Here is a 21,122-nt window from a genome sequence, read left to right as displayed (position 1 = left end):
GGGGAGGTTGGTGGGGGTCATATCGTGATATATAATGGAATAGTTTAGGAGATTGCAAATGGAAGATAATTTAATTTCGCATAACTGTAGTGAAAATGATGTGATCTCGTTTGAGAATGAAAGCCATAAAATTAGCCACTTGCACAAAAAGGTGATCACAGCTTTAACGGGATGGGTAGCTACTAATTTTGTAGACGAATTACAATCAAAAGGAGTCCAATGTGCGCCTATTACAAAGTCGGAAAGTAAACTGGAAAATCCCAATGGAGAGTGGTTTAACGAAGGAAAAAACTGTGAAATTTTAAAAATGGGTTCAACGGGATGGCAAAAAGGAAAAGTGAGGTTAAAAGTTATTGTTGAATTTTGTCCTGATGAACCCGAAGTTTCTGAACCCGAATCACCGTTAGATAGTTTGCGTCAGAAGTTAATGGAAAGTGAAACGGAACATAACTAAAATCATTGAAAAAGTAGGTTGGGTTGAGGAACAAAACCCAACAGTTATAATGGTTTTTCTTGGGTTGCGCTATTGCTTAACCAAACCTACAAGATGCGAGGATCAATCCCCTGAACTAAACCCAACAGTTATTATGATTTTTGTTGGGTTGCGCTATTGCTTAACCCAACCTACAGATAAGAGTAAAAAACAGATGAACGAAAAAACACCGCGAATTATTATTCCGCCTGAAGTGAGAAAATATGTATTTCAACGGGATAGTTATTGTTGTCAAAGTTGTCAAAAAACGAATTTAGAAGCAGAATTGACGATTGATCATATTATTCCCTTAGCCAAAGGCGGAAGTAACGACATCAGCAATTTACAAACCCTTTGTCGAAGTTGTAATCTGAAAAAGAGACATTATTTAGATTCTCGTTTCAAGCGTCGTTATACAGATTAACCCCAATCCCTCTATAATTGTGCAATATTTGAATTAGAAAAGTTATCTTGTAAACGACTAAATCGCGTATTGGATAGAGAGAAAATGAAATCGCGTCGCCAACAACTGCACAATTTAGTTGACCAAATGCCAACAAGTGAGCTAGAACGGTCTTGGGAAGTCCTGACAACGTTGTATTATGATGCCTATATGCTAAAGGCGATTCAATATGCTCAAAGAACTTTAAAACCAGGAGACTCTTTCACCACTGAGGAAGCGATGCGGGTGCTGTCGAATGATTATATGATTAAACATTGATAAATAAAGATATAGCTTCTAACATTTTGTGCTATTGCTGAATCTTCTGTGAACCTTGACGTGCGTTATGCTCGCTCTTTCCTGAGAGACTTAATCAGTTTAGAACCCTCGGTTTATAAACGGGTGTATGATTATGTCTTTGTTCAGTTCCAGCAACTTGATAGCCTATACGACTTACCGGAACTGCACCCCCTAGACACCAGCCTGCTTTTTTATCGTTTTACTCTTGATGATTATTTTATTGGTATTGAGGTAACGGGTCAAATTGTTAAATTTATCCGAATTTTACCCAAGCCGGAAATTTAACGAGCTATAAAATCTTTAGATTTGGTAAATGAAATACCTTCCTCCTCAAAAACTAATGGTAAATTAGGGTCGGTTGTGAGATAGGGTTCGGTCTACCTGACCATAACCATGATTGATCAGGAAATATTGGGCGTGATGTCCGGCTTTCCTCATTAACAGCAGTTTGAGCGAAATTCTGCATTAGCTTTTGTAATTAGCGGAAGACGATACTATGGATGCCTCAGCACTTTGGCAACGCTACCAAGATTGGTTATACTATCACGAAGGCTTGGGGTTATACCTCGATGTGAGTCGCGTGCGCTTTGATGATGCTTTCTGCGAGTCGATGAAACCCCAGTTTGACAAAGCGTTCAAAGACATGGAAGCTCTCGAAGGGGGAGCGATCATGAACCCGGATGAAAACCGCATGGTGGGTCACTATTGGTTACGAGATCCCGATCTGGCCCCGACTTCGGAAATTAAGCGAGAAATCATTAGCACCCTCGAACAAATAGAAGCCTTTGCCAAAAAGGTTCATAGCGGCGAAGTGAAACCGCCCGGATCGCCAAAATTTACCGACTTACTCTCCATCGGTATTGGGGGTTCGGCACTAGGGCCGCAATTTGTCGCACAAGCCTTGACACCAGACTCTTCCCCCCTGAAAATTCATTTTATTGACAATACTGACCCGGATGGCATTGATCGGGTGTTGGGTGAGTTGAAAGATAGACTTCAAAGCACTTTAACTCTGGTGATTTCTAAGTCGGGCGGGACTCCTGAACCCAGTAATGGGATGAAAGAAGCCAAACACGCCTATGAAGCCCAAGGATTAGAGTTTAGCAAACACGCGATCGCCACAACCGGAGTCGGTAGCAAACTCGATCAATTCGCTAAGTCTGAAGGCTGGATCGAGAGGTTCCCAATGGCGGACTGGGTAGGAGGACGAACTTCTGAACTCTCAGCCGTCGGTTTGTTACCTGCGGCGCTGCAAGGGATTGATGTTCGCTCGATGCTAGAAGGGGCGAAAGTCATGGATGAAGCCACCCGTAAACCTGACTTGAAAACCAATCCCTCGGCGTTGCTAGCCCTGAGTTGGTATTATGTCGGCAATGGTAAGGGCGAAAAAGACATGGTAGTGCTGCCCTACAAAGACAGTTTGCAAGTGTTTAGCCGCTACCTGCAACAGTTGGTGATGGAGTCTTTGGGCAAAGAAAAAGATCTCGATGGCAATGTCGTTAACCAGGGGATAGCCGTTTACGGAAACAAAGGATCTACCGATCAACACGCCTACGTCCAACAGTTGCGGGATGGGGTGCCGAACTTTTTTGCGACGTTTATTGAAGTGTTGCAAGATCGTAAAGGGCCATCTGTTGAAGTTGAACCCAATGTTACCGCCGGGGACTATCTCTCGGGATTTTTGCAAGGGACTCGACAGGCGTTGTATGAAAATCAGCGAGATTCGATTACGATTACCATTTCAGAGGTAACACCGCGCACGGTGGGGGCGTTAATTGCGCTGTATGAACGGGCGGTGAGTTTCTATGGGTTCTTGGTGAATATTAATGCTTATCACCAACCCGGAGTCGAATCGGGCAAAAAAGCCGCAGCTACAGTCTTGAATTTGCAACAAGAACTGCTGAAAGTATTAATTGCAGAAGGGGCTGGACTGTCTTTAGAGGCTTTGGTTGAGAAAGCGGGTGCTTCTGAAAATGTCGAACAAGCCTACAAGATTTTACGACATCTAGCCGCTAATAATCGCGGTATTGTGCTTGAAGGAAATCTGGCTCAACCTGCGAGTTTAACGGTGAGTTACAACGCTTAGGTTTATTAAGCCAAAACAGGCATTCTGAGGGTTGGGGGGGTTTATGTAGGTAGATTAGATTGTCAGTCCGTGACTTAAATCTACTTAGAACCCGCCCCTACGCGGGTGACTGTTCTCAAACACCCCGTTAGATCACCCTCCCTCACTTTTGGAATTGGATTTAAGCCCTAGACAGGGTATAATCGATAAGCTGAACAAATGTAAGCTATAAGAATTGCTTGTTTTCTTTGGTCAAAAATAAAAAAGCCGAATCCAAAACAAGCAATGCTGACTGATCTTCTATACTTGAATTTCCAGTCCCCGTCCTATGCCCCTAACGATATTGGTTGTAGATGACGACTTCGGGACTCGCCTCTCGATCGGTGATTATTTGGAAATTGCAGGTTACACTGTGATTTCTGCTGAGAACGGTCAAGAGGCGCTTGAGTTGGTAGACAAACACAAGCCTCACCTGATCGTCACCGATATTGCAATGCCTGAGATGGACGGCTATGATCTCGTTAAACGTATCCGTTCTCGTCCGGCTTTTCGTCTGCTTCCGGTTATTTTTTTAACGGCTCACACAGCGATTTCTGAACGAATTCGGGGCTATCAATTGGGCTGCGATAATTACTTACCTAAACCGTTTGAACTTCACGAATTGGGCGTAGTCATTCGAGCTTTATTGGAGCGATCGCAGTTGATAGAGTCGGAATTGCGATCGCGAGTTACTGAGTCAGTGGTGGTGGCGAATGGCTCTTCTTCGACTTCATCGGAGTTGAAAGGAGTCTCTTCAATTCAGATTAATTTAACGGAGCGAGAACAACAGGTTTTGGACTTGTTAACCGAAGGATTCTCCAATGTACAAATTGGTGAAAACCTGCATTTAAGTCCGAGAACCATTGAAAAATATGTGAGCAGTTTATTAAGAAAAACTGACAGCAGCAACCGAGCAGAATTAGTGCGATTTGCTCTCAAAAACCATTTGATTGATTAGTCCAAGTCTGGGTTAAAAAACCCGCTCGACACACGAGACACAAAGATCAGTTTGTCTGTGTTTTAGGGTGGGTTTTTACCTTTTAACGGGAACTGAAAAAAATAGCGGCTAAGATAATTAACCCTAAAAGTGCGCCAGGAACCCAAAAGTTAGAAAGTTCGATCATGGTTTGAGTTAATAGTTCGTTCTCTATTAAAATAGAAGATAAAGGTAAAGGGGAGAACTCGCGATGAACGTTCAAGAGTTGGTGACATGGCTGCAAGAACGAAGTGCTTTAAGCCTCCTAAGCCGAGAAACCCTAGAGGCGATCGCTTCCCAACTCGAAGAGCGCATTCTAGACTCACAACAAGCGATCACTACAGAAGGAACACCCCCAGAAGGACTCTACATTCTGCGATCGGGTCGGATCGAAGCCCAACTGCAACGCTGGCGATCCTATGGCTTATTACCCGGAGCGGCGATTAATCTTCAAGAATTGTTAGTTAAAACATCGGTTAGACAAACGTTAATTACGCTCAGTGAATGTGAATTTTGGTTTATTTCGGCTGAACCTTTTAATCAATTGGTGAGTCAATATCCTGAAATTAATCAGGTGTTTTCTCAGCAATTGGTTGAAGAAGTCGAAGCCTTATCTTCTCAACTGGTTTATGAACAGGAACGACTGCTAATTTTACAACCCTATTTAGTCCCAAAAGCCAGACGGGGAGTGGTCGGAAGAAGTCGCTATGCGGTGAGATTGCGATCGCAAATTAAACAAGCTACAAAAAATCGTCAGTCTGTGTTAATTTTTGGGGAACCAGGACTCGAAAAAGATAATATTGCAGCGTTAATTCATTTTGGTTCGTCGGAGCGGCGTAAACCTCTGATTAAAGTTGATTGTAGCACCTTACAAACCAGTGGTTCAGAATTATTAGGTCGTGTGGGTGGAAAACCGGGATTAATTGAAACCTTGGGCGAAGGAACCTTAATTTTGAATAATGTCCATGATCTGCCGCCTGAACTTTTACCAACAATTATTAACCTGATTCAAACAAAAGCTTATAGTCCTGTGAGTCGTTTAGGAGAACCAGAAGCCCCTGTTAAAACCTGTGAAGCGCAGATTATTATTATCTCTGAAAAAGCGATTTCTGAAATTAATTCTATTGTCGATCATTCTATTAAAGTTCCGCCATTGCGCTTGAGAAAAGCAGATTTAGAAGACTGGGTAAAATATTATATTAGCTTAATTTGTCGCGCTAAAGGCATGGAAAAAGCTCGGATTACTCCCGAAGCTTTACGGCGACTGCAAGCCTATGATTTTCCGAATAATCTACGGGAACTTCTCAACTTAGTTGAACGGGCAATTATTCAACTCGAAGGCGGTTTAGAAATTACAGAAGAAATTATCTGGCCGTCACAAACGAAGAAAAAACAATTTCGTCTCAATTTACTCAATACTTATCCCGAACTTCGCCATTTTCTTCGCAGTCCTTGGTGGCCGGATAGGATTAATTACGGTTTTACTTTAACGGCATTTGCATTAATTGTTGGAGTCTTATTTTTAGGCCCGCAAACTCGTTCAGAAAACTTTGCTTTGAATTTATTTTGGGCTTGGTGGTGGCCGATTATTTTGATTTTATTTCCCTTTTTTGGGCGAATTTGGTGTGCGGTTTGTCCGTTTATGATCTATGGAGAAGTCACCCAAAAATTATCTCTGTGGTTGTTTCCTCGTCAACTGAAACGTTGGCCCAGACAGTCGGCGGAACGCTGGGGCGGATGGTTTTTGTTTGGGTTATTTGCGTTAATTTTACTCTGGGAAGAACTCTGGGATTTAACGAATACAGCTTATTTATCAGCTTGTTTACTGTTATTAATTACCGCCGGAGCGATGATTTTTTCGGCTCTATTTGAACGTCGGTTCTGGTGTCGTTATCTCTGTCCCATTGGGGGAATGAATGGGATGTTTGCTAAACTCTCAATGACTGAATTAAGGGCGCAGCAAGGAACTTGTTCGGCGGAATGTACGACCTATCAATGTTATAAAGGAGGGCCAGAAAAAGGCGAAGGAAGGGCAACTGAGGGCTGTCCATTGTATTCTCATCCCGCCCAGTTGGAAGATAACCGAGACTGTGTTTTGTGTATGACTTGTTTAAAAGCTTGTCCTCATCGTTCAGTTGAATTTAATTTACGTCCACCCGGAATTGAACTCTGGACAACTCATGTTTCTCGTAGTTATGAGGTGGCTTTATTATTTTTGATGTTGGGAGCGGTATTTTTACATCATCTTCCAGAGTTACAAACACAGTTGAATTTGCCTTGGAATTTAACGCAGTTTCCCGTTCATTTAGGGCTATCGGTTGCCGTTTTGAGTTGCCCTGTGATTTTACCAATCTTTGCTCATTTTATTATCCGTTTGAATTTTAAATCTCGTTCTTTTGTCGAACTGGCTTACGGCTATTTACCTTTAGTTTTAGCGGCAAATTTAGCCCATTATTTACAGTTGGGGTTATCAGAAGGGGGACGTATTCTTCCGGTAGCGTTGGCGACTTTTGGGTTAAATGGAGAGGGATTACCCATATTAATCGCTCATCCGGCTGTAATTAGCTTTTTACAGGGAACTGTGTTAATTTTTGGGGCGATGACGGCTGTCATTTTAACTCAAAAAATTGCCCGTCAACCGTTTAAGTTTTTGTTACCCCAACACCTCGTAACTGGGGTTTTAATGGTGGGTTTATGGCGGGTAATTGTTGGATTTTAACTGATAGAATCTTTCCCTATTGTCCCCAAACCCCATTTTTAGGCATTGCGAATGTACGCCTGTTCTCCTAAAATATAAGTAGCAGCAACAGCTCGATCATCCCCTAAAATAATTAAAGCAAAAATCAAATCCGCTATTTCTTCTCTTGTTTGAGCTGGAATTTTGCCTTGAGTTCGTAAAGTAAGTAAAGGTGTGGCTTGTCCATCTAATACTACAAAATCGGCTTCTTTACCCATTTCAAAGTTACCGATTTTATCGTCTAATTTGAGAGCTTTTGCCCCGCCTAATGTTGCTAAAAATAAAGCTTGTAAACCCGATAAATTTTGTCCTTGTAAATGGGTAACTTTATAGGCTTCGCTAGCAGTTTGTAGGAGGGAAAAACTCGTTCCACCACCGACATCGGTTGCTAAACCGACAGAAATCGGATACTCTTTAGATTTGGCTTGATGCAGTTTAAACAGTCCACTTCCTAAGAATAAGTTAGAAGTTGGACAAAAGGCAATAGCAGCTTGAGTTTCTGATAACCGTTGAAATTCTGAGTCTGAAAGATGAATTCCATGTGCAAAAATTGATTGATTTCCGACTAAGCCAAACTGTTCATAAACCTGTAAATAGTCTAAACTCTCGGGAAAAAGTTCAGCAACAAATTTAATTTCATTCAGATTTTCAGACAGATGAGTGTGTAAGTAAACATCAGGATATTCTTGCAGCAATTTCCCTGCTAAATGCAGTTGTTCAGGTGTTGAAGTTATCGCAAAACGAGGCGTAACAGCGTAGAGAAGGCGGTTTTTATTATGCCATTTTTCAATCAGTTTTTGACTATCTTCATAGGAGGATTTTGCTGTATCGAGTAAATATTCAGGTGCATGACGATCCATCATTACTTTACCTGCTATCATTCGCAAGTTTCGTTGATTTGCTGCTTCAAAAAATGCTTCTACAGATTCCCTAAAAACAGCCGCTAAAACGACAGCCGTTGTGGTGCCATTTTTCAGGAGTTCATCGATAAAAAACTCTGCAATTTGTTTTGAATAATCGGGATTTTTAAATTTAGATTCAGTTAAAAAGGTGTATTTGTCTAACCAGTCTAACAGTTGATTACTATCAGAAGCAATCATTTCGGTTTGGGGATAATGAACGTGTAAATCAATGAATCCCGGTACAATTAATTTGTTAGAATAGGTGATGAATTCAAGATCAGGATATTCAGGCTGTAGATGTTCATAACTGCCGAATTCTTTGATTTTTCCATTTTCTACAATTAGTAAACCATCGGGAATATAGCGAATACTGTCAAGTTCAGGAACAAAAAAAGGATCGGCAACAAAATCTAAAAATGAACCTCGATAAGCTTTAAAAATTGTTGGATTTTCCATTTGACAAAAATCAGTTTTTAGGCGGGTTGATGATTTGATCAATTAATTATCTAATCAAATTTTTCCCCTCAAGTCCCATGATAGGATTTTTGTTTGAGGGAATTTTGATAGAATTGAGCGTAGCGTGGATGTTTGAAATCTTTTATTAAAGCCTCAGTAGTCTTTATGCCGTTAGGCTCAACTGGGGCGGAAGGATTCGAACCTCCGGATGTCGGGACCAAAACCCGATGCCTTACCGCTTGGCGACGCCCCATTGCGTAACCATATACTATATTAGCAGCATTCCCCCTCAGTTTGTCAAGTATTTTTAAGCGGAAATTAGATTTTTTTTGAACCCCAGACTCAATAACCCTGAAAGCTAGATTTCAAAAGGCTTTCGGAGTTTTCTTGAATTGATCTCAATCTAAGGGTCGCAGTTCCGCAGGCGGTTCAACGGGGATCTCGATCCAAAACTCACAGCCTTGTCCCGGTTCGGAGAAACATTGGAGAGATCCGCCATGTTTTTCAACGACAATTTGATAGCTGATCGATAAACCTAAACCTGTTCCTTTTCCCACAGGTTTCGTGGTGAAGAACGGATCAAACAAACGATTTTTAACCGCCGTTGAAACACCAGGACCATTATCTTTTATTTTCACCCGAACATAGGGTAGATTAGTGGATTCTGTGGGATTTTGAACGTGAAATAACTCCGTACAAATGGTGACAATACGCGGATCGGGCTGATTATCGAGGGCATCAATCGCATTGCTAATAATATTCATAAAGACTTGGTTCAGTTGACCTGCATAACATTCAACTTTCGGAAGTTTGCCATAAGTTTTGACAATCTCCACACCCGAACCGACCTTTTTAGCTTTCCAGCGATTGTGTAAAATCAATAATGTATTATCAATCCCTTCATGGATATCAACAGGCTTCATTTCCGCTTCATCTAAACGGGAGAAGTTCCGCAAACTCACGACGATTTGACGAATCCGATCAGCTCCCATCTCCATCGAAGCGATAATTTTGGGTAAATCTTCGGTAATAAATCCGAGATCAACTTCTTCTATTTTCTCTTCTAATTCTGAATCAGGTGACGGATATTTTTGTTGATAAAGACTGAGAACTTCTAATAAATCTTGAGTGTAATCTCTAACATAGTCTAGATTGCCATAAATAAAGTTAACGGGGTTATTAATCTCGTGAGCAATCCCCGCCACCATCTGACCCAAACTCGACATTTTTTCACTTTGGATCAGTTGAGCTTCTTTTTGCTGCAAATCTTGAAAAGCCTGAGAGAGTTGAGCCGCTTGAGTTTGAGCCGCTAAAGCTGCCGCTCTGGTTTGGGCGTAGAGTTCAGCTTGATCAATGGCGATCGCTAACTGATCAACAACAGCCTGCAATAATTCTACATCGCTCACACCCCACTCATGGATATTATGATAATGATTGCAAACGATCGCCCCCCGTTGACCGGAACGAGTTTCTAGGGGTAAAAACAACATCGAAGCGACTCCCGCCTGTTTTAAAGCGGCTCGTGTCTGTCCATCAAACCCTTCGACTTTGCTGCTGTCATCGATCTGAACCATCTGATGCTGCTCAATTTTCTCAGACAGCCAGTTGACACAATCGGCCGGATAATCGAGTAAACTTTGAGGTACGCTAGAAGACTGAGCCTGATGGGTAATTACAAAACTGGTTCGCGGATCAGTTGTGGGTAAATACCAGAGAAAATGACACTGATCCACTTGCAATAAACTTCTAATTTCACTAACAGCTTTCGCTAAAATCGTATTGAGATCGAGAGAATCCCGAATTTGACTCGCCAGACGGAACAATAACCCTTCGCGACGACTGTGAAGTTCCTCTAAAGCTGCAACTCGGTCAATTCCAACAGCGATCGCATTGGCAATCCAATATAAAGCATTTTGAACCTGTTCTGTGAGCGGGTAACGACTACTAATTTCCATCATCCCCACTTGTCTTCCTTCGACCACTAAGGCAAAATTAAGACACAAACAATGATGATTGCTCCGTTCTTGGCATTTTGGGCAATCTCCTACTTCACACTGACCGGATGAGACTTGTAGTTCCAGATTATGAGTCGATTTGCGGCTTACCGTCCAGATAGCGACACCTGTAACATTGAGATGATGAGCAATGGCATCGCTACAAGCTTGTAAAATCCTGGTGATTTTTCCACCCTGTCCTAAAGCTTTACCGACTTCGGCTTCGAGTAAGGACAAATGCGATCGCTCTAGTAAAGAGACTTCTGCCTTTTTACGGCTGGTGATATCTCGTGAAACGGCGACTAACTCTCGAACCTTTCCGGTGCTAGGATCTCGAACAGCGTGAGCGGTGGTTTCAAACCAAATATATTCTCCGTTGTAGCAACGAATGCGATAACTTACCAGGGAGACTTCGCCCTGAGCCAGTAAAATTTGATGAGATTCTCGAACAGAGGCTACATCATCGGGGTGAAAAAACTCATAGGCTGAATGTCCGATCAGTTGTTCAGGTTCATATTTTAGCAACTTTCGACAAGCCGGAGAAGCATAAAGATAAATTCCTTCTGAGCTGTGTCGGGAAATCAAATCAGTAGCATTTTCTGCTAAAAGTCGATAGCGTTCTTCACTGTTTTTTAAGGCTTCTTCGGCTCGTTTACGTTCGCTGATATCGGTTTGAATGCCAATAAAATGGGTGACTTTACCTTCCGCATCTCGGACGGGAGAAATTGCTAATTCGTTCCAAAAGGCAGTCCCATCTTTACGGTAATTTTTTAAGGTGACTAAACAATCTTTGGCTTCTTTTAAGCAAGCCCGAATTATGCTAATGGTTTCAGGATCAGTATCGTTTCCTTGTAAAAATCGACAATTTTTTCCTAAAATATCGCTGCTCGAATATCCGGTAATCCGTTCAAAAGTCGGGTTACAATAAATAATCGGTTTTTCGGGGATTAGAGCATCACTGATCACAATACCATTGGGACTCGCAGCGATCGCTCGTTCTAATAAACGCAGCATCTTTTCGGACTCTCGACGCAGGGTAATGTCGGTTCCGGTGGCGATGATGTGTTCGATAGTACCATCGGAATTATAAATGATTGTATTTGACCAAGCAATTAAATGATGAGAGCGATCGTGAGCGATCCATTCACTTTCAGACTGTGAGGGAAACTGATCAGTTTCTGAGGAATTTGAGGATAAAGGCTGAGTTTGAACGGGGAAGTTATAAATCGAGAGTCCGACTTCTTGAGGAGTTTTTCCTTCAACTTCTTGGGCTGAATATCCGGTGAGTTCTTCACAGATGTGGTTGAAGCGAATAATTTTTCCTTGCGGATCAAGAACAACAACTAAGGCACTTAAAGTATTGAGAACATTACAAACAAAATCCCGTTCTTGACGGACAATTTCCCAGACTGAGGAGCGTTTTTTGATGGTATCTTCGAGCTTAATCAGTTTCCCTTTGCTGTGAATCAGTTGGCGATGTAAGTCCATCTGCATAAACACTTGACGACTGATCGCTTCTAAAGCATTGAGGCTATCTGTACTAATGCGGCGAGGTTCATAGTCCATCACAGATAGCATCCCCACTAATACCCCTTCGTTTGTTTGTATGGGAATACCGATATAAAAGCGAATTCCGGGATCTGATTTCACCAGGGGATGAGTCGCCAACTGTTTGTTTATCGAATTGTTAATCGCAAGATCTTCAATAATAATCGCCGATAACATTTCCTCAGAAGTCGATAACCCGGTTTCTGTTGATGTTGGGGTTTCCGGCTGAGGAGATTTTGCAGTTTGACGAGACGTATAATGCAGAGCAATAACCCGCTCACAAAAGTCGAGATAGTGATGGGTTTTGGCTTGTAAACCCACTTGGGATTTTAACCACTGACAACTCGCATCAATAAAGCTAATATATGCAATCGGAGCTTGAGCGATATGGATGGCAATTTGGGTGCAATTGTCAAAGGCTACTGCGGTTTCGGATGCCATTATTTCCCGTAGAGATAGGTTCTCTTCTTCCCCCATTGTACGATAATCTGAAAGTTTGATTACCATCTATAACCTATTCCCCTCAAAAAATTGAGCGAGCGAGACTTAGCACTCAAGATCCAGAATTCAAGGAAATCGGTTTTTGAGCTAGTAGTCTGAATTTTCGATCCCCAGGTGTTCATTTTACTATTCTGGAGTGTATCTCAATCATAACAAGCGGTAAGGGCAGTTGCCTGGAAGTCCTAAAGACTTTCTCTGAAGGCGACTCATCTAAAAATTAATATTAAAACTGCTAAAAACGGACTTAAAAATGATATACAATAAGTTTATTTCCTGCATTTAATTATGACTTTTTTGCTAAGATTCGTTACAAATTTTATTGAGATAACCTGAAATTTGATCGCGCACTGCGGGGTTGGGAGATTTCACCGCTATCGTCGAAAATTGATCACCCGATGTTTGAACGCTTTTTCGGGCTTCAAGCCTCAATCAACCGAGAAATACTTTGAGAGTTTAGAGTTCTTTTTCCAGGTCGTTTAAACTATTAATAGAGATTGTAATTGTCTACCCCGAGCGGACATGAGATTTAACAAAGGAAAACAACGAAGATGTCTGCAATTGCTCACCCTATACCCACTGTCCTAGCCGTTGATGATAGTCTAGTGATGCACGGTTTGGTTAAACAAGCTCTCGGAAAAGATTACCGGGTTCTCGTCACCGACAATGCAGTAGAAGCACTATCGCTATTATACCAAGAAAAGGTCTCCATTTTACTTCTAGATGTCACCATGCCAGAGATTGATGGCTTAGAACTCTGTCGTACTGTGCGAAACCTGCCTCAGTTTAAAACGTTGCCGATTATTATGCTGACAGCCCGAGATGGAGCCTTTGAGAAGGTGCAGGGGCGTCTAGCAGGGGCAACAGAATATCTAACTAAACCCTTTAATCCTCAAACACTTTCTGAGGTGATTACTCAAGTTCTCAGTAAACATCTGTGAATTTTCTCTCAACCTCTATCGTTAGCTTGCCAGCCATTTGATTGCCGACGTTCGATTTGTCGCACCAACATTGAAGCGATCTCATCGATAGGAAGAATCTGTTGGGCTGCACCTAAAGCGATCGCTTCTTTCGGCATTCCAAACACCACCGAACTAGCTTCATCTTGAGCAATAGTTATTCCACCAGATTTAGCGATCGCATCCATTCCATCTGCTCCATCCCGCCCCATTCCAGTTAACAAAATCCCGATACTGCGATCACCGTAATATCGAGCAATCGACTGAAACGTGATGGTAATTGAAGGTCGATGTCCGGCGAGAGGTGGCGCATTACTGTAGAGAAATCGACCCTGACGATCCCACTCTAAATGATAGCGCTCCGGTGCAAAATAAACCGTTCCATTTTGAGGAATTTCGCCGTTACGTGCAATTTGAACTGATAGAGAACATTGTACATTCAACCAATTCACTAAACCCTGTAAAAAGCCTTCACTAATGTGTTGAATACAAATCACAGGAACAGATAAACGAGGCGGAAGTTGGGTTAAGATGGTATGTAACGCTTGTGGGCCACCTGTCGAAGCCCCAATTGCCACCATCCGAATGGCTTTTGAGGAAGAACTCACAGGCGAAACGGAAGTGAAAGGTGAAGTAAATTTAAAATGAGAATGGGTATGAGTTTGATGTCCCTTTCCCCGGTTTTTTCGAGTAAAAACTTTAACTCCTGACAAAACTTTTATCTTACGAATTAAATCCTGAGCCAATTGAGAATCTCCAGACAATAACCCATCTTTCGGCTTCGGAAAAACATCAATAGCACCCGCATTCAACAATTGAAAAACATTATAAGTATCTTCCAGTTGCACAGCCGTACTAATCACTAAAATCGGTCGAGGAAAATTCGCCATAATTTCCCGTGTGAATTCCAATCCGTCCATTTGTGGCATATGAAAATCCGTACAAATGACATCGGGCTTTAGACTGGGAATCATTGCTAAAGCCTCTTTTGCGTTGCGAGCAGTTCCAACAACTTCGACTTCAGGAGATGAAGATAAAATCCGTTTGAGAACAATCAAAGCAACGGGAGAATCATCGACCAAAAAAACTTGAATGGGCATATTTTAGCGTTTTAGTGATAGGATTAAATCAGTCTTCTCAGGGTTTCTAACAGTACCTTTTGATTAAAACTACTCTTAGTAATGTAGGCATTGGCACCCGCTTCAGCACCCCGGCGTTTATCCTCATCTGACGCTAAAGACGTTACCAAAATAATCGGCAATTCGTTATATTCTGAATTTTCGCGAATTTTAGCAGTTAAACTCAATCCATCTAAATTGGGCATTTGTATATCAGAAATCACCGCATCAAAGTTTTGAGTTTTCAGCTTATTAAAGCCATCTAATCCATCAACGGCGGTAATCACTTCATAACCGGCTGCCTCTAAAATTCGTTTTTCTTGGGTACGGGTAGCAATTGAATCTTCAACGAGCAGAATTATCGGTTTTTGAGTCACCAAATCTTCGGAATTTTTGGTGTCTATTTTGACCGCAGCACCCCCAGAATTTAGAAGTTTACGAGCCGATTTGATCAAATCAGCCGCATTCAAAACCATGCAAACTTCTCCGGTTCCGAGAATCGTCGCTCCGGCAATATTTCGGACTCGTTTGAGCAATTGACTTTGTGACTTGAGTACAACATCTTGTTCATCGATCAACGCATCGACAAATAGTCCTAATTGTTCTTCTCCAACTTTCAAAATAATACAAGGTAGAGCCGTAGCAGAATCAGCCAATTTTTGAGGGCGTTCAAGTTCTAGGAGATCAGCTAATTGAGCAACGGAGAGCGGTTGTTCTTCAAAAATGATCGTGTCTCTTCCCTCAATTGTAAACTGTTCACCAGGGGAAACCAAGCGAGTCGTGCGAACAAATTCCACAGGAACCCCATAAGAAATATCTTGCACAAGGACAATCAAAACGTGAGTTGTAGCTAAGGCTGTTCCCAGTCGCATCCGAAATGTAGAGCCTTTAGTCGGAACTGATTCTAACTCAATTGTTCCTTTAAGCTGTTCGACATTATTGCGAACAACATCCATCCCCACACCTCGACCGGAAATTTCCGTCACAAAAGTTCGTGTGGTAAAACCGGGAGCAAAGATCAAACCCTGAATTTGACTAGGCATCATCGCTTCAAGTTCTTCGAGTTGATATAAACCTCGTTTGAGGGCGATTTGTTTGATGTGTTCAGGATCAATACCTCGACCATCATCACTGACTTCTATAACAACATGAGTGGCGGTTTGATAGCCTCGGAGTCGAATTTGAGCCACAGGAGATTTACCATATCGAAGTCGTTCTTCTGGAGTTTCTACGCCGTGATCAATCGCATTTCTTAATAAGTGCATCAAAGGATCTTTCATTTCTTCTAAAATCCGCTTATCGGCTCGGGTTTCACCCCCTTCTAAAATCAGTTCAACTTGTTTGCCTTGTTGTCGAGCTATATCACGAACCATGCGAGAAAAACGATTAAAAATAGTGGAGAGCGGTAACAGTCGTAAAGTGCGAATATCCTCTTCAAGTTCATTGGAAATCAGTTCTAAACGGGTTGTATCTTCATAGAGAGTATCTCTCAAACGGTTTACTAATAAGCCTAACTGTTCGAGGTGTTTAGTTGCGCGATGATAATAATTTTGTAGTTGCTCGATGGTTTTATGAGCAATAGTGGATTGGGTTTCTAAATCATTGAGAATAAATCGATTAACAAAGGCATCTCGAGTCCATTCTTCCCATAAAGCGGTGAGGGCTTCTACTTCATTCAGTCGATGACAAATGCGAATTTTAGTGACTGTTAGTTCTCCGGTTTGCGTCATTAACGCATCGAGTTGCTGTGTGGAAACCCGAATTGTTTCAATCCGATAAGCCGCCCCATCAAAGGTGACTTTCTCCTCGCTTGGCGGTGTACTAACATCGGCAATTCCAGAGGGAATAGAATCACTAATTTCTTCTTCTAATGGGGGTGTCGGGGTTTCAACGGTGAGATGTTCAACGGGTTTGGCTTCAAGAACTTGAAAAATGTCTGAATGGGGTTCTTCTGAAAAATGGCGATCGTTAACTGTTTGGGCTGGGGTTTCTTGAGGGATTGGGGCTTCAGCCGCAATTAAACTTGCTAACATTTGGAAAGTATTAACACCGGAAGGTTCACCTGTAACGGCTTCTTGAACAAGTTTACGAAGAGCATCTAAGACTTGAAATAAGCGATCGCTAACTTCGGCTGAGAGTGTTACTTTACCTTGATTAATAGCGCCTAATAAATTCTCAATTTGATGGGCGAGGGTGGCAACATCTTTAACGCCCAACATTCCTGCATCTCCTTTAAGACTGTGGGCTTCTCGCAGGAGTTCTTCGAGTTTCTGTGTATCTTGAGGATTTTTTTCTAAGTATAACAATCCGTCATCGAGATTTTGTAAATGTTCTTCGCTGGCGGTTTTAAAGACTTCTCGGAGTTCGTCATCTTCGATCATCATTTTAGTTCAATCTCCTATTCAGTAGTTTCTTTAGAAAGATTCAGTTTTCGCTGCTCTTCCTGAACAGTCTTTACGTTAGAAGTCACCAAAAAAGCGGCTAAAGTTAGCAAGATCACCGGAATACAATATCCAAAAAAAATTACATATCTCAATTTTTTAAAAACTAACATAAATTCCCCCTCATCGTTTGATCAACTGTTGAACTTAGATAGAAGACTGCAACTCAAAAACCAATTGATTGAGCTTGTGTAGTCCAGTTTTGGTGATCTTCAAACCATTTGCCGTTTCATTTGTTCCTTGATTAATAGAGTTCATCGCCTCCAACACTTGAGCAATAGCTATCGCTTGTTCTTGAGTATTTAAATAAATTTGTTGATGACTTAACACCACATTATTAACTGCATCTGAAATCCCCATCAATGCTGATGCGGTTTTTTGAGCAATTTCGACACCGTAAACGACGGTTTTACTACCTTCTTCAGTTACTAAAACCGTCGAATTAATTGCATTGTGAATATCAGTCACTAAGGTATTTATTCTTTGGGCTGATTTTTGACTTTCATCGGACAGTTTGCGAATTTCGGCTGCGACGACGGCAAATCCTTTCCCATGTTCCCCCGCTCTTATTGCTTCTACGGCTGCATTGAACGCTAACATATTGGTTTGATTGGCTAAATCACTGACTAATTTAGAAATCTTGCCAATTTGATTGGTTTGTTCACTTAAACGAATAATTTGTTGAGCAATATCATCAACTTTATCTCGTAAATTTTTCATAGCTTCCTGGTTTTTTTCTACGGCTTGACTACCATTTTCTGTCAGGTTTAAAGCTTGTTTGGCATCACTAACCGAAAATTCCGCTTGTTCAGCAGTGGATTTGGAAGAACTGCTTAATTCATTCATTGTTGTAGTGATTTCATTAATGGCTACTGCTTGTTGACTGGCTGTTCGTTCCTGTTGTTCTGCTGCGATCGCAATATCAATCGAGCTTTCGGAAACAACTTGTAGTGTTTTTTTCAAAGTTTTTGTAATAGATTGACTGAAAGAATAACCAATTGGAGAAGCAACCACTAGAGATCCTAAAGTAATCAATCCGAACAAGAGTAAAGTTTTAGAGTAAACACTTTGAGCTTTTGTTCTTTCTTGAGCAGCGACATCTAACTGTAAATTAATTAACTGTTGAATCTTTTCGGTTAGCGGATCAATCACGGTATAGAGTTGTCCGTTATAAGCGTCTAACTGAGAAATGTCATCAGTTTCTAAAGCTTGTTTAAGTTGTGTAATCCTGAGATTAACAGGCACAAATAAACTCTCAACTTCCCGGGCTATTTGCTGTTCTTCTGAAGTCAGATTCGTTTGACGATAGGATTGCCAATGGAGTTTTATTTTTTGCTGGGCTTCGTCAATAGACTCTAATGCTGCATTCAGAGAAATGATTTCTTGATCAGCTTTATTAACCGCATCAACGACTAAAACAGCGTAGGCATCAGACACTAACTTAAGTTCTTTAAGGGGTACGATTCGATCATCATATAATGTGACGACTTGTTGATTCATCCGGCTAAAAGAAACAATTGAGTAGAAGCTTATTACCAACAAAAGAATCGCTGGAGCAACAAAAAAGCCCCAATAAAGTTTTGTACTCAATTTAATGTTCATTGTTGTCACCATCCCTTAATAATATTACATCGAAGACTGCAACTCCAAAGCCACTTGATTCAATTTATGGAGTCCCGTTTTCGTTTGATTCAGACCATTTGCTGTTTCATTTGTTCCTTGGTTAATTGAGTTCATCGCCTCCAATACTTGAGCAATTGCTATCGCTTGTTGTTGGGTATTTAAAGAAATTTGTTGATTATTTAACACCACATTATTCACCGCATCCGCTACACCCATCAATGCCGATGCTGTCGTTTGAGCAACTTCAACCCCTGATAAAACCGTTTTTGTTCCTTCTTCGGTAACAATTACTGTCGAATTAATTGCACTTTGAATATCGGTAACTAAGGTATTTATTCTTTGGGCTGATTTTTGGCTTTCATCGGACAGTTTGCGAATTTCGGCTGCTACCACTGCAAATCCTTTCCCATGTTCCCCTGCTCTCACCGCTTCTACGGCTGCATTTAACGCTAACATATTGGTTTGATTGGCTAAATCACTGACTAATTTAGAAATATTGCCAATTTGATTGGTTTGTTCACTTAAACGAATAATTTGTTGAGCAATATCATCGACTTTATCTCGTAAATTTGCCATACCTTCCAGAGTTTTTTCGACGGCTTGACTGCCATTTTCAGTTAGGTTTAAAGCTTGTTTGGCATCACTAACAGCAGATTCAGCTTGATCGGCGGTTGAACGCGATGATGTGCTTAATTCATTCATCGTTGTAGTGGTTTCATTAACGGCTGCTGCTTGTTGATTAGCGGCTCGTTCTTGTTCTTCCAGGGTCGCCGCAATTTCAGTTGATGAAATCGCAATGGCTTGGGTTGCTCGCTGAATACCTGCACTGATGTTATTTGAGATGAACGTTGCAATAACAATTGCTAAAATAATCACCAGCAATGTGCCGAAAATTAACGCATAAGTCAGCCAGCTTAGACTTTGTAAAGTTGCTGTTGTTTGTTGCTCTAAAATTTCTTCTTCTTTCTCTGTTAGTTGTTGAGTCAGCCGATCAATTTCCTGCACATATTGAGTCGCATTTTGAGATTCAATTAACGCGATTCCTTCAGCAGTTTTGCCCTGTTGAACAAGTTCAAGAGCCGGACGACTGACTCTATCATACTCATTAACTAACTCTCGAATTTGAGATAAACGCTCTTTTTGTTCGGGATAAGTCATTAATTGATCAACTGTAGTTGCTAGAGTGTTAAATTGTTGTAAGTAGTTATCATATTCTTCTAAAAATTGCGTATTTTTTAGGGCTACATATCCGCGAAAACTCTGAACAACTCCAATCGCACTTTTGTCCATCTTATGAACAGTAAGTAATAGATTTTGTACCCGTTCTACTTCTTCAAATATATCGGAGACTTGTCTAATATTGGTGTAAACGATCCCAGCCAGTCCAATAAAGAATACAAAAGGTAATGTATAACCTAATAATAAACGTCCTCTCAATTTTAAGTTGCCAAACATTGATTATATCCCCCCTATTTTTTGATCTCTATTGATTTTAGACTTCATCATTAACAACAAGTTCTTCCTGAGTTAAAAATTTTTTTAAATCTAGAATACTCATCATTCGATTTCGATAAGGTGCTGTACCTTGAAGAAATTCATTCTGGTTGGAACGAACTGTCGTTGGAGTTGTTCTAATGTTGACAGAATCTAAATAAATGATATCAAAAACTTCATCGACCACTAAAGCTGAAACAATATTTTCAACTTTGACAATCATGGCTTTTGATAAGTTTTTTCTCGGAGTCATAGATAAGTTTAAAAAACTGCGAATATCAATTAAGGTGACAATCTCACCCCGTAAATTCATATTACCAATAATATGCGCTGGGGTACAAGGAATTGGCGTAATGTTGTGAATTTCTATAAATTCCTTAACTGTTGTTAACAGTATCCCAAAATACTCTTGATTTAATCCAATCACAGCCAAGGGAATTAATCCCTGAAATTCTTGACTTTCACTCGCATTTAGTAAATTTTTAGCACGATCTTGAAAAACCTGTCGTTCCTCTAAACTTGCGTTGGGACAAAACAGCAAGTTTTTTCTTGAATTTATACTTGAATAATTCTGTATTTCTTCCGATAAAAAATCTGATTTATATAAACTTTTGGTTTGCTCAATAAATCCTTCTAATTCCAGTAAAATTACCAAGTGATCCGCTATTTTTGCGAAGCCGATAATCCACTGATGAATTGAGTTATTGTGAGGATATATCTGCCTTGAAAAGTTTGATAATTCCCGGGATATTTCTTCGCTAGAAATCATCTGAAGTTCATCAACTTTATTGACTAAAAGCCCCAGTCTGAAGTTGTTACACTCAATCACAATTACACTATCAGTTAAATGATAGTCAGAGGATGGAGAACCCCAGCGATAATTGAGATCAATAATCACTAAAAGCTGACCCCGCAGATTGATAATTCCCACAATTTCATCGGGTGTTTCTGGAATCGGCATCACTTCAGGAAGCAAGAAAATTTCTTGTACCGCTAGCGCATTAATTCCGTACAGTGTATTGCTTAGTTTAAAAATTAGATAAGGTATTTTTTCCATA

At 40.9% G+C, this 21,122-nt stretch carries 15 protein-coding genes and 1 tRNA gene; 8 read left to right on the top strand and 8 right to left on the bottom strand.

The features are described 5' to 3' along the window. The first annotated feature begins 58 nt into the window (after window positions 1-58). The 7 genes from WN50_RS03635 to WN50_RS03605 all read left to right on the top strand — a co-directional run bounded on the left by WN50_RS03635 (window position 59) and on the right by WN50_RS03605 (window position 7,013). On the top strand, window positions 59-454 hold the full coding sequence (locus tag WN50_RS03635) for a KGK domain-containing protein (protein WP_049557908.1): 396 nt from the start codon (window positions 59-61) through the stop codon (window positions 452-454). A 193-nt stretch (window positions 455-647) separates the two neighbouring features. Next, a complete protein-coding gene (locus WN50_RS03630) occupies window positions 648-896 on the top strand; it encodes an HNH endonuclease (RefSeq protein WP_046277202.1) in 249 nt (82 codons plus the stop codon). An 84-nt stretch (window positions 897-980) separates the two neighbouring features. Beyond that, a complete protein-coding gene (locus WN50_RS03625) occupies window positions 981-1,193 on the top strand; it encodes a hypothetical protein (RefSeq protein ID WP_046277158.1) in 213 nt (70 codons plus the stop codon). A gap of 48 nt (window positions 1,194-1,241) precedes the next feature. After that, window positions 1,242-1,499 (top strand): hypothetical protein, encoded by a 258-nt coding sequence (locus WN50_RS03620; RefSeq protein WP_063847363.1) that lies wholly within the window; start codon window positions 1,242-1,244, stop codon window positions 1,497-1,499. 211 nt (window positions 1,500-1,710) lie between these two features. Continuing rightward, entirely contained in the window at window positions 1,711-3,300 is a 1,590-nt protein-coding gene (locus tag WN50_RS03615; protein WP_046277160.1) for a glucose-6-phosphate isomerase, read from the top strand. A gap of 307 nt (window positions 3,301-3,607) precedes the next feature. Next, window positions 3,608-4,276 carry a response regulator transcription factor gene (locus WN50_RS03610; RefSeq protein ID WP_046277161.1) on the top strand — a complete coding sequence of 223 codons (669 nt, stop codon included), beginning with the start codon at window positions 3,608-3,610 and terminating at the stop codon, window positions 4,274-4,276. A 229-nt stretch (window positions 4,277-4,505) separates the two neighbouring features. Then, on the top strand, window positions 4,506-7,013 hold the full coding sequence (locus tag WN50_RS03605; protein WP_046277162.1) for a sigma 54-interacting transcriptional regulator: 2,508 nt from the start codon (window positions 4,506-4,508) through the stop codon (window positions 7,011-7,013). A gap of 38 nt (window positions 7,014-7,051) precedes the next feature. Here the strand turns inward: WN50_RS03605 and guaD are convergent, their stop codons facing one another. From guaD to WN50_RS03590, 3 genes are all read right to left on the bottom strand, one after another. Further along, entirely contained in the window at window positions 7,052-8,389 is a 1,338-nt protein-coding gene (gene guaD, locus WN50_RS03600) for a guanine deaminase (RefSeq protein ID WP_046277163.1), read from the bottom strand. A gap of 181 nt (window positions 8,390-8,570) precedes the next feature. After that, window positions 8,571-8,642 (bottom strand) — tRNA-Gln (locus WN50_RS03595). A gap of 145 nt (window positions 8,643-8,787) precedes the next feature. Then, window positions 8,788-12,438, bottom strand: a complete 3,651-nt coding sequence (locus WN50_RS03590; RefSeq protein ID WP_063847362.1) for a PAS domain S-box protein — start codon at window positions 12,436-12,438, stop codon at window positions 8,788-8,790. 542 nt (window positions 12,439-12,980) lie between these two features. On the opposite strand from WN50_RS03590, the gene WN50_RS03585 reads away from it, so the two are divergent. After that, entirely contained in the window at window positions 12,981-13,370 is a 390-nt protein-coding gene (locus WN50_RS03585; RefSeq protein ID WP_046277165.1) for a response regulator, read from the top strand. An 8-nt stretch (window positions 13,371-13,378) separates the two neighbouring features. On the opposite strand, the gene cheB is transcribed toward WN50_RS03585, so the two are convergent. The 5 genes from cheB to WN50_RS03560 all read right to left on the bottom strand — a co-directional run bounded on the left by cheB (window position 13,379) and on the right by WN50_RS03560 (window position 21,121). After that, complete coding sequence (cheB, locus tag WN50_RS03580; protein WP_046277166.1) at window positions 13,379-14,488, bottom strand: chemotaxis-specific protein-glutamate methyltransferase CheB; 1,110 nt, start codon at window positions 14,486-14,488, stop codon at window positions 13,379-13,381. Window positions 14,489-14,511: 23 nt separating this feature from the next. After that, window positions 14,512-16,887 carry a hybrid sensor histidine kinase/response regulator gene (locus WN50_RS03575; RefSeq protein WP_082172280.1) on the bottom strand — a complete coding sequence of 792 codons (2,376 nt, stop codon included), beginning with the start codon at window positions 16,885-16,887 and terminating at the stop codon, window positions 14,512-14,514. Window positions 16,888-17,094: 207 nt separating this feature from the next. Then, window positions 17,095-18,549: a methyl-accepting chemotaxis protein gene (locus WN50_RS03570; RefSeq protein WP_046277204.1), complete on the bottom strand. Its 1,455-nt coding sequence runs from the start codon at window positions 18,547-18,549 to the stop codon at window positions 17,095-17,097. Window positions 18,550-18,573: 24 nt separating this feature from the next. Then, a complete protein-coding gene (locus tag WN50_RS03565; protein ID WP_046277168.1) occupies window positions 18,574-20,025 on the bottom strand; it encodes a methyl-accepting chemotaxis protein in 1,452 nt (483 codons plus the stop codon). Window positions 20,026-20,062: 37 nt separating this feature from the next. Continuing rightward, on the bottom strand, window positions 20,063-21,121 hold the full coding sequence (locus tag WN50_RS03560) for a chemotaxis protein CheW (RefSeq protein WP_046277169.1): 1,059 nt from the start codon (window positions 21,119-21,121) through the stop codon (window positions 20,063-20,065). Window position 21,122: the final 1 nt, after the last annotated feature.

This window comes from Limnoraphis robusta CS-951 (genome assembly GCF_000972705.2).
This window is presented reverse-complemented; position numbering and strand designations above follow the sequence as displayed.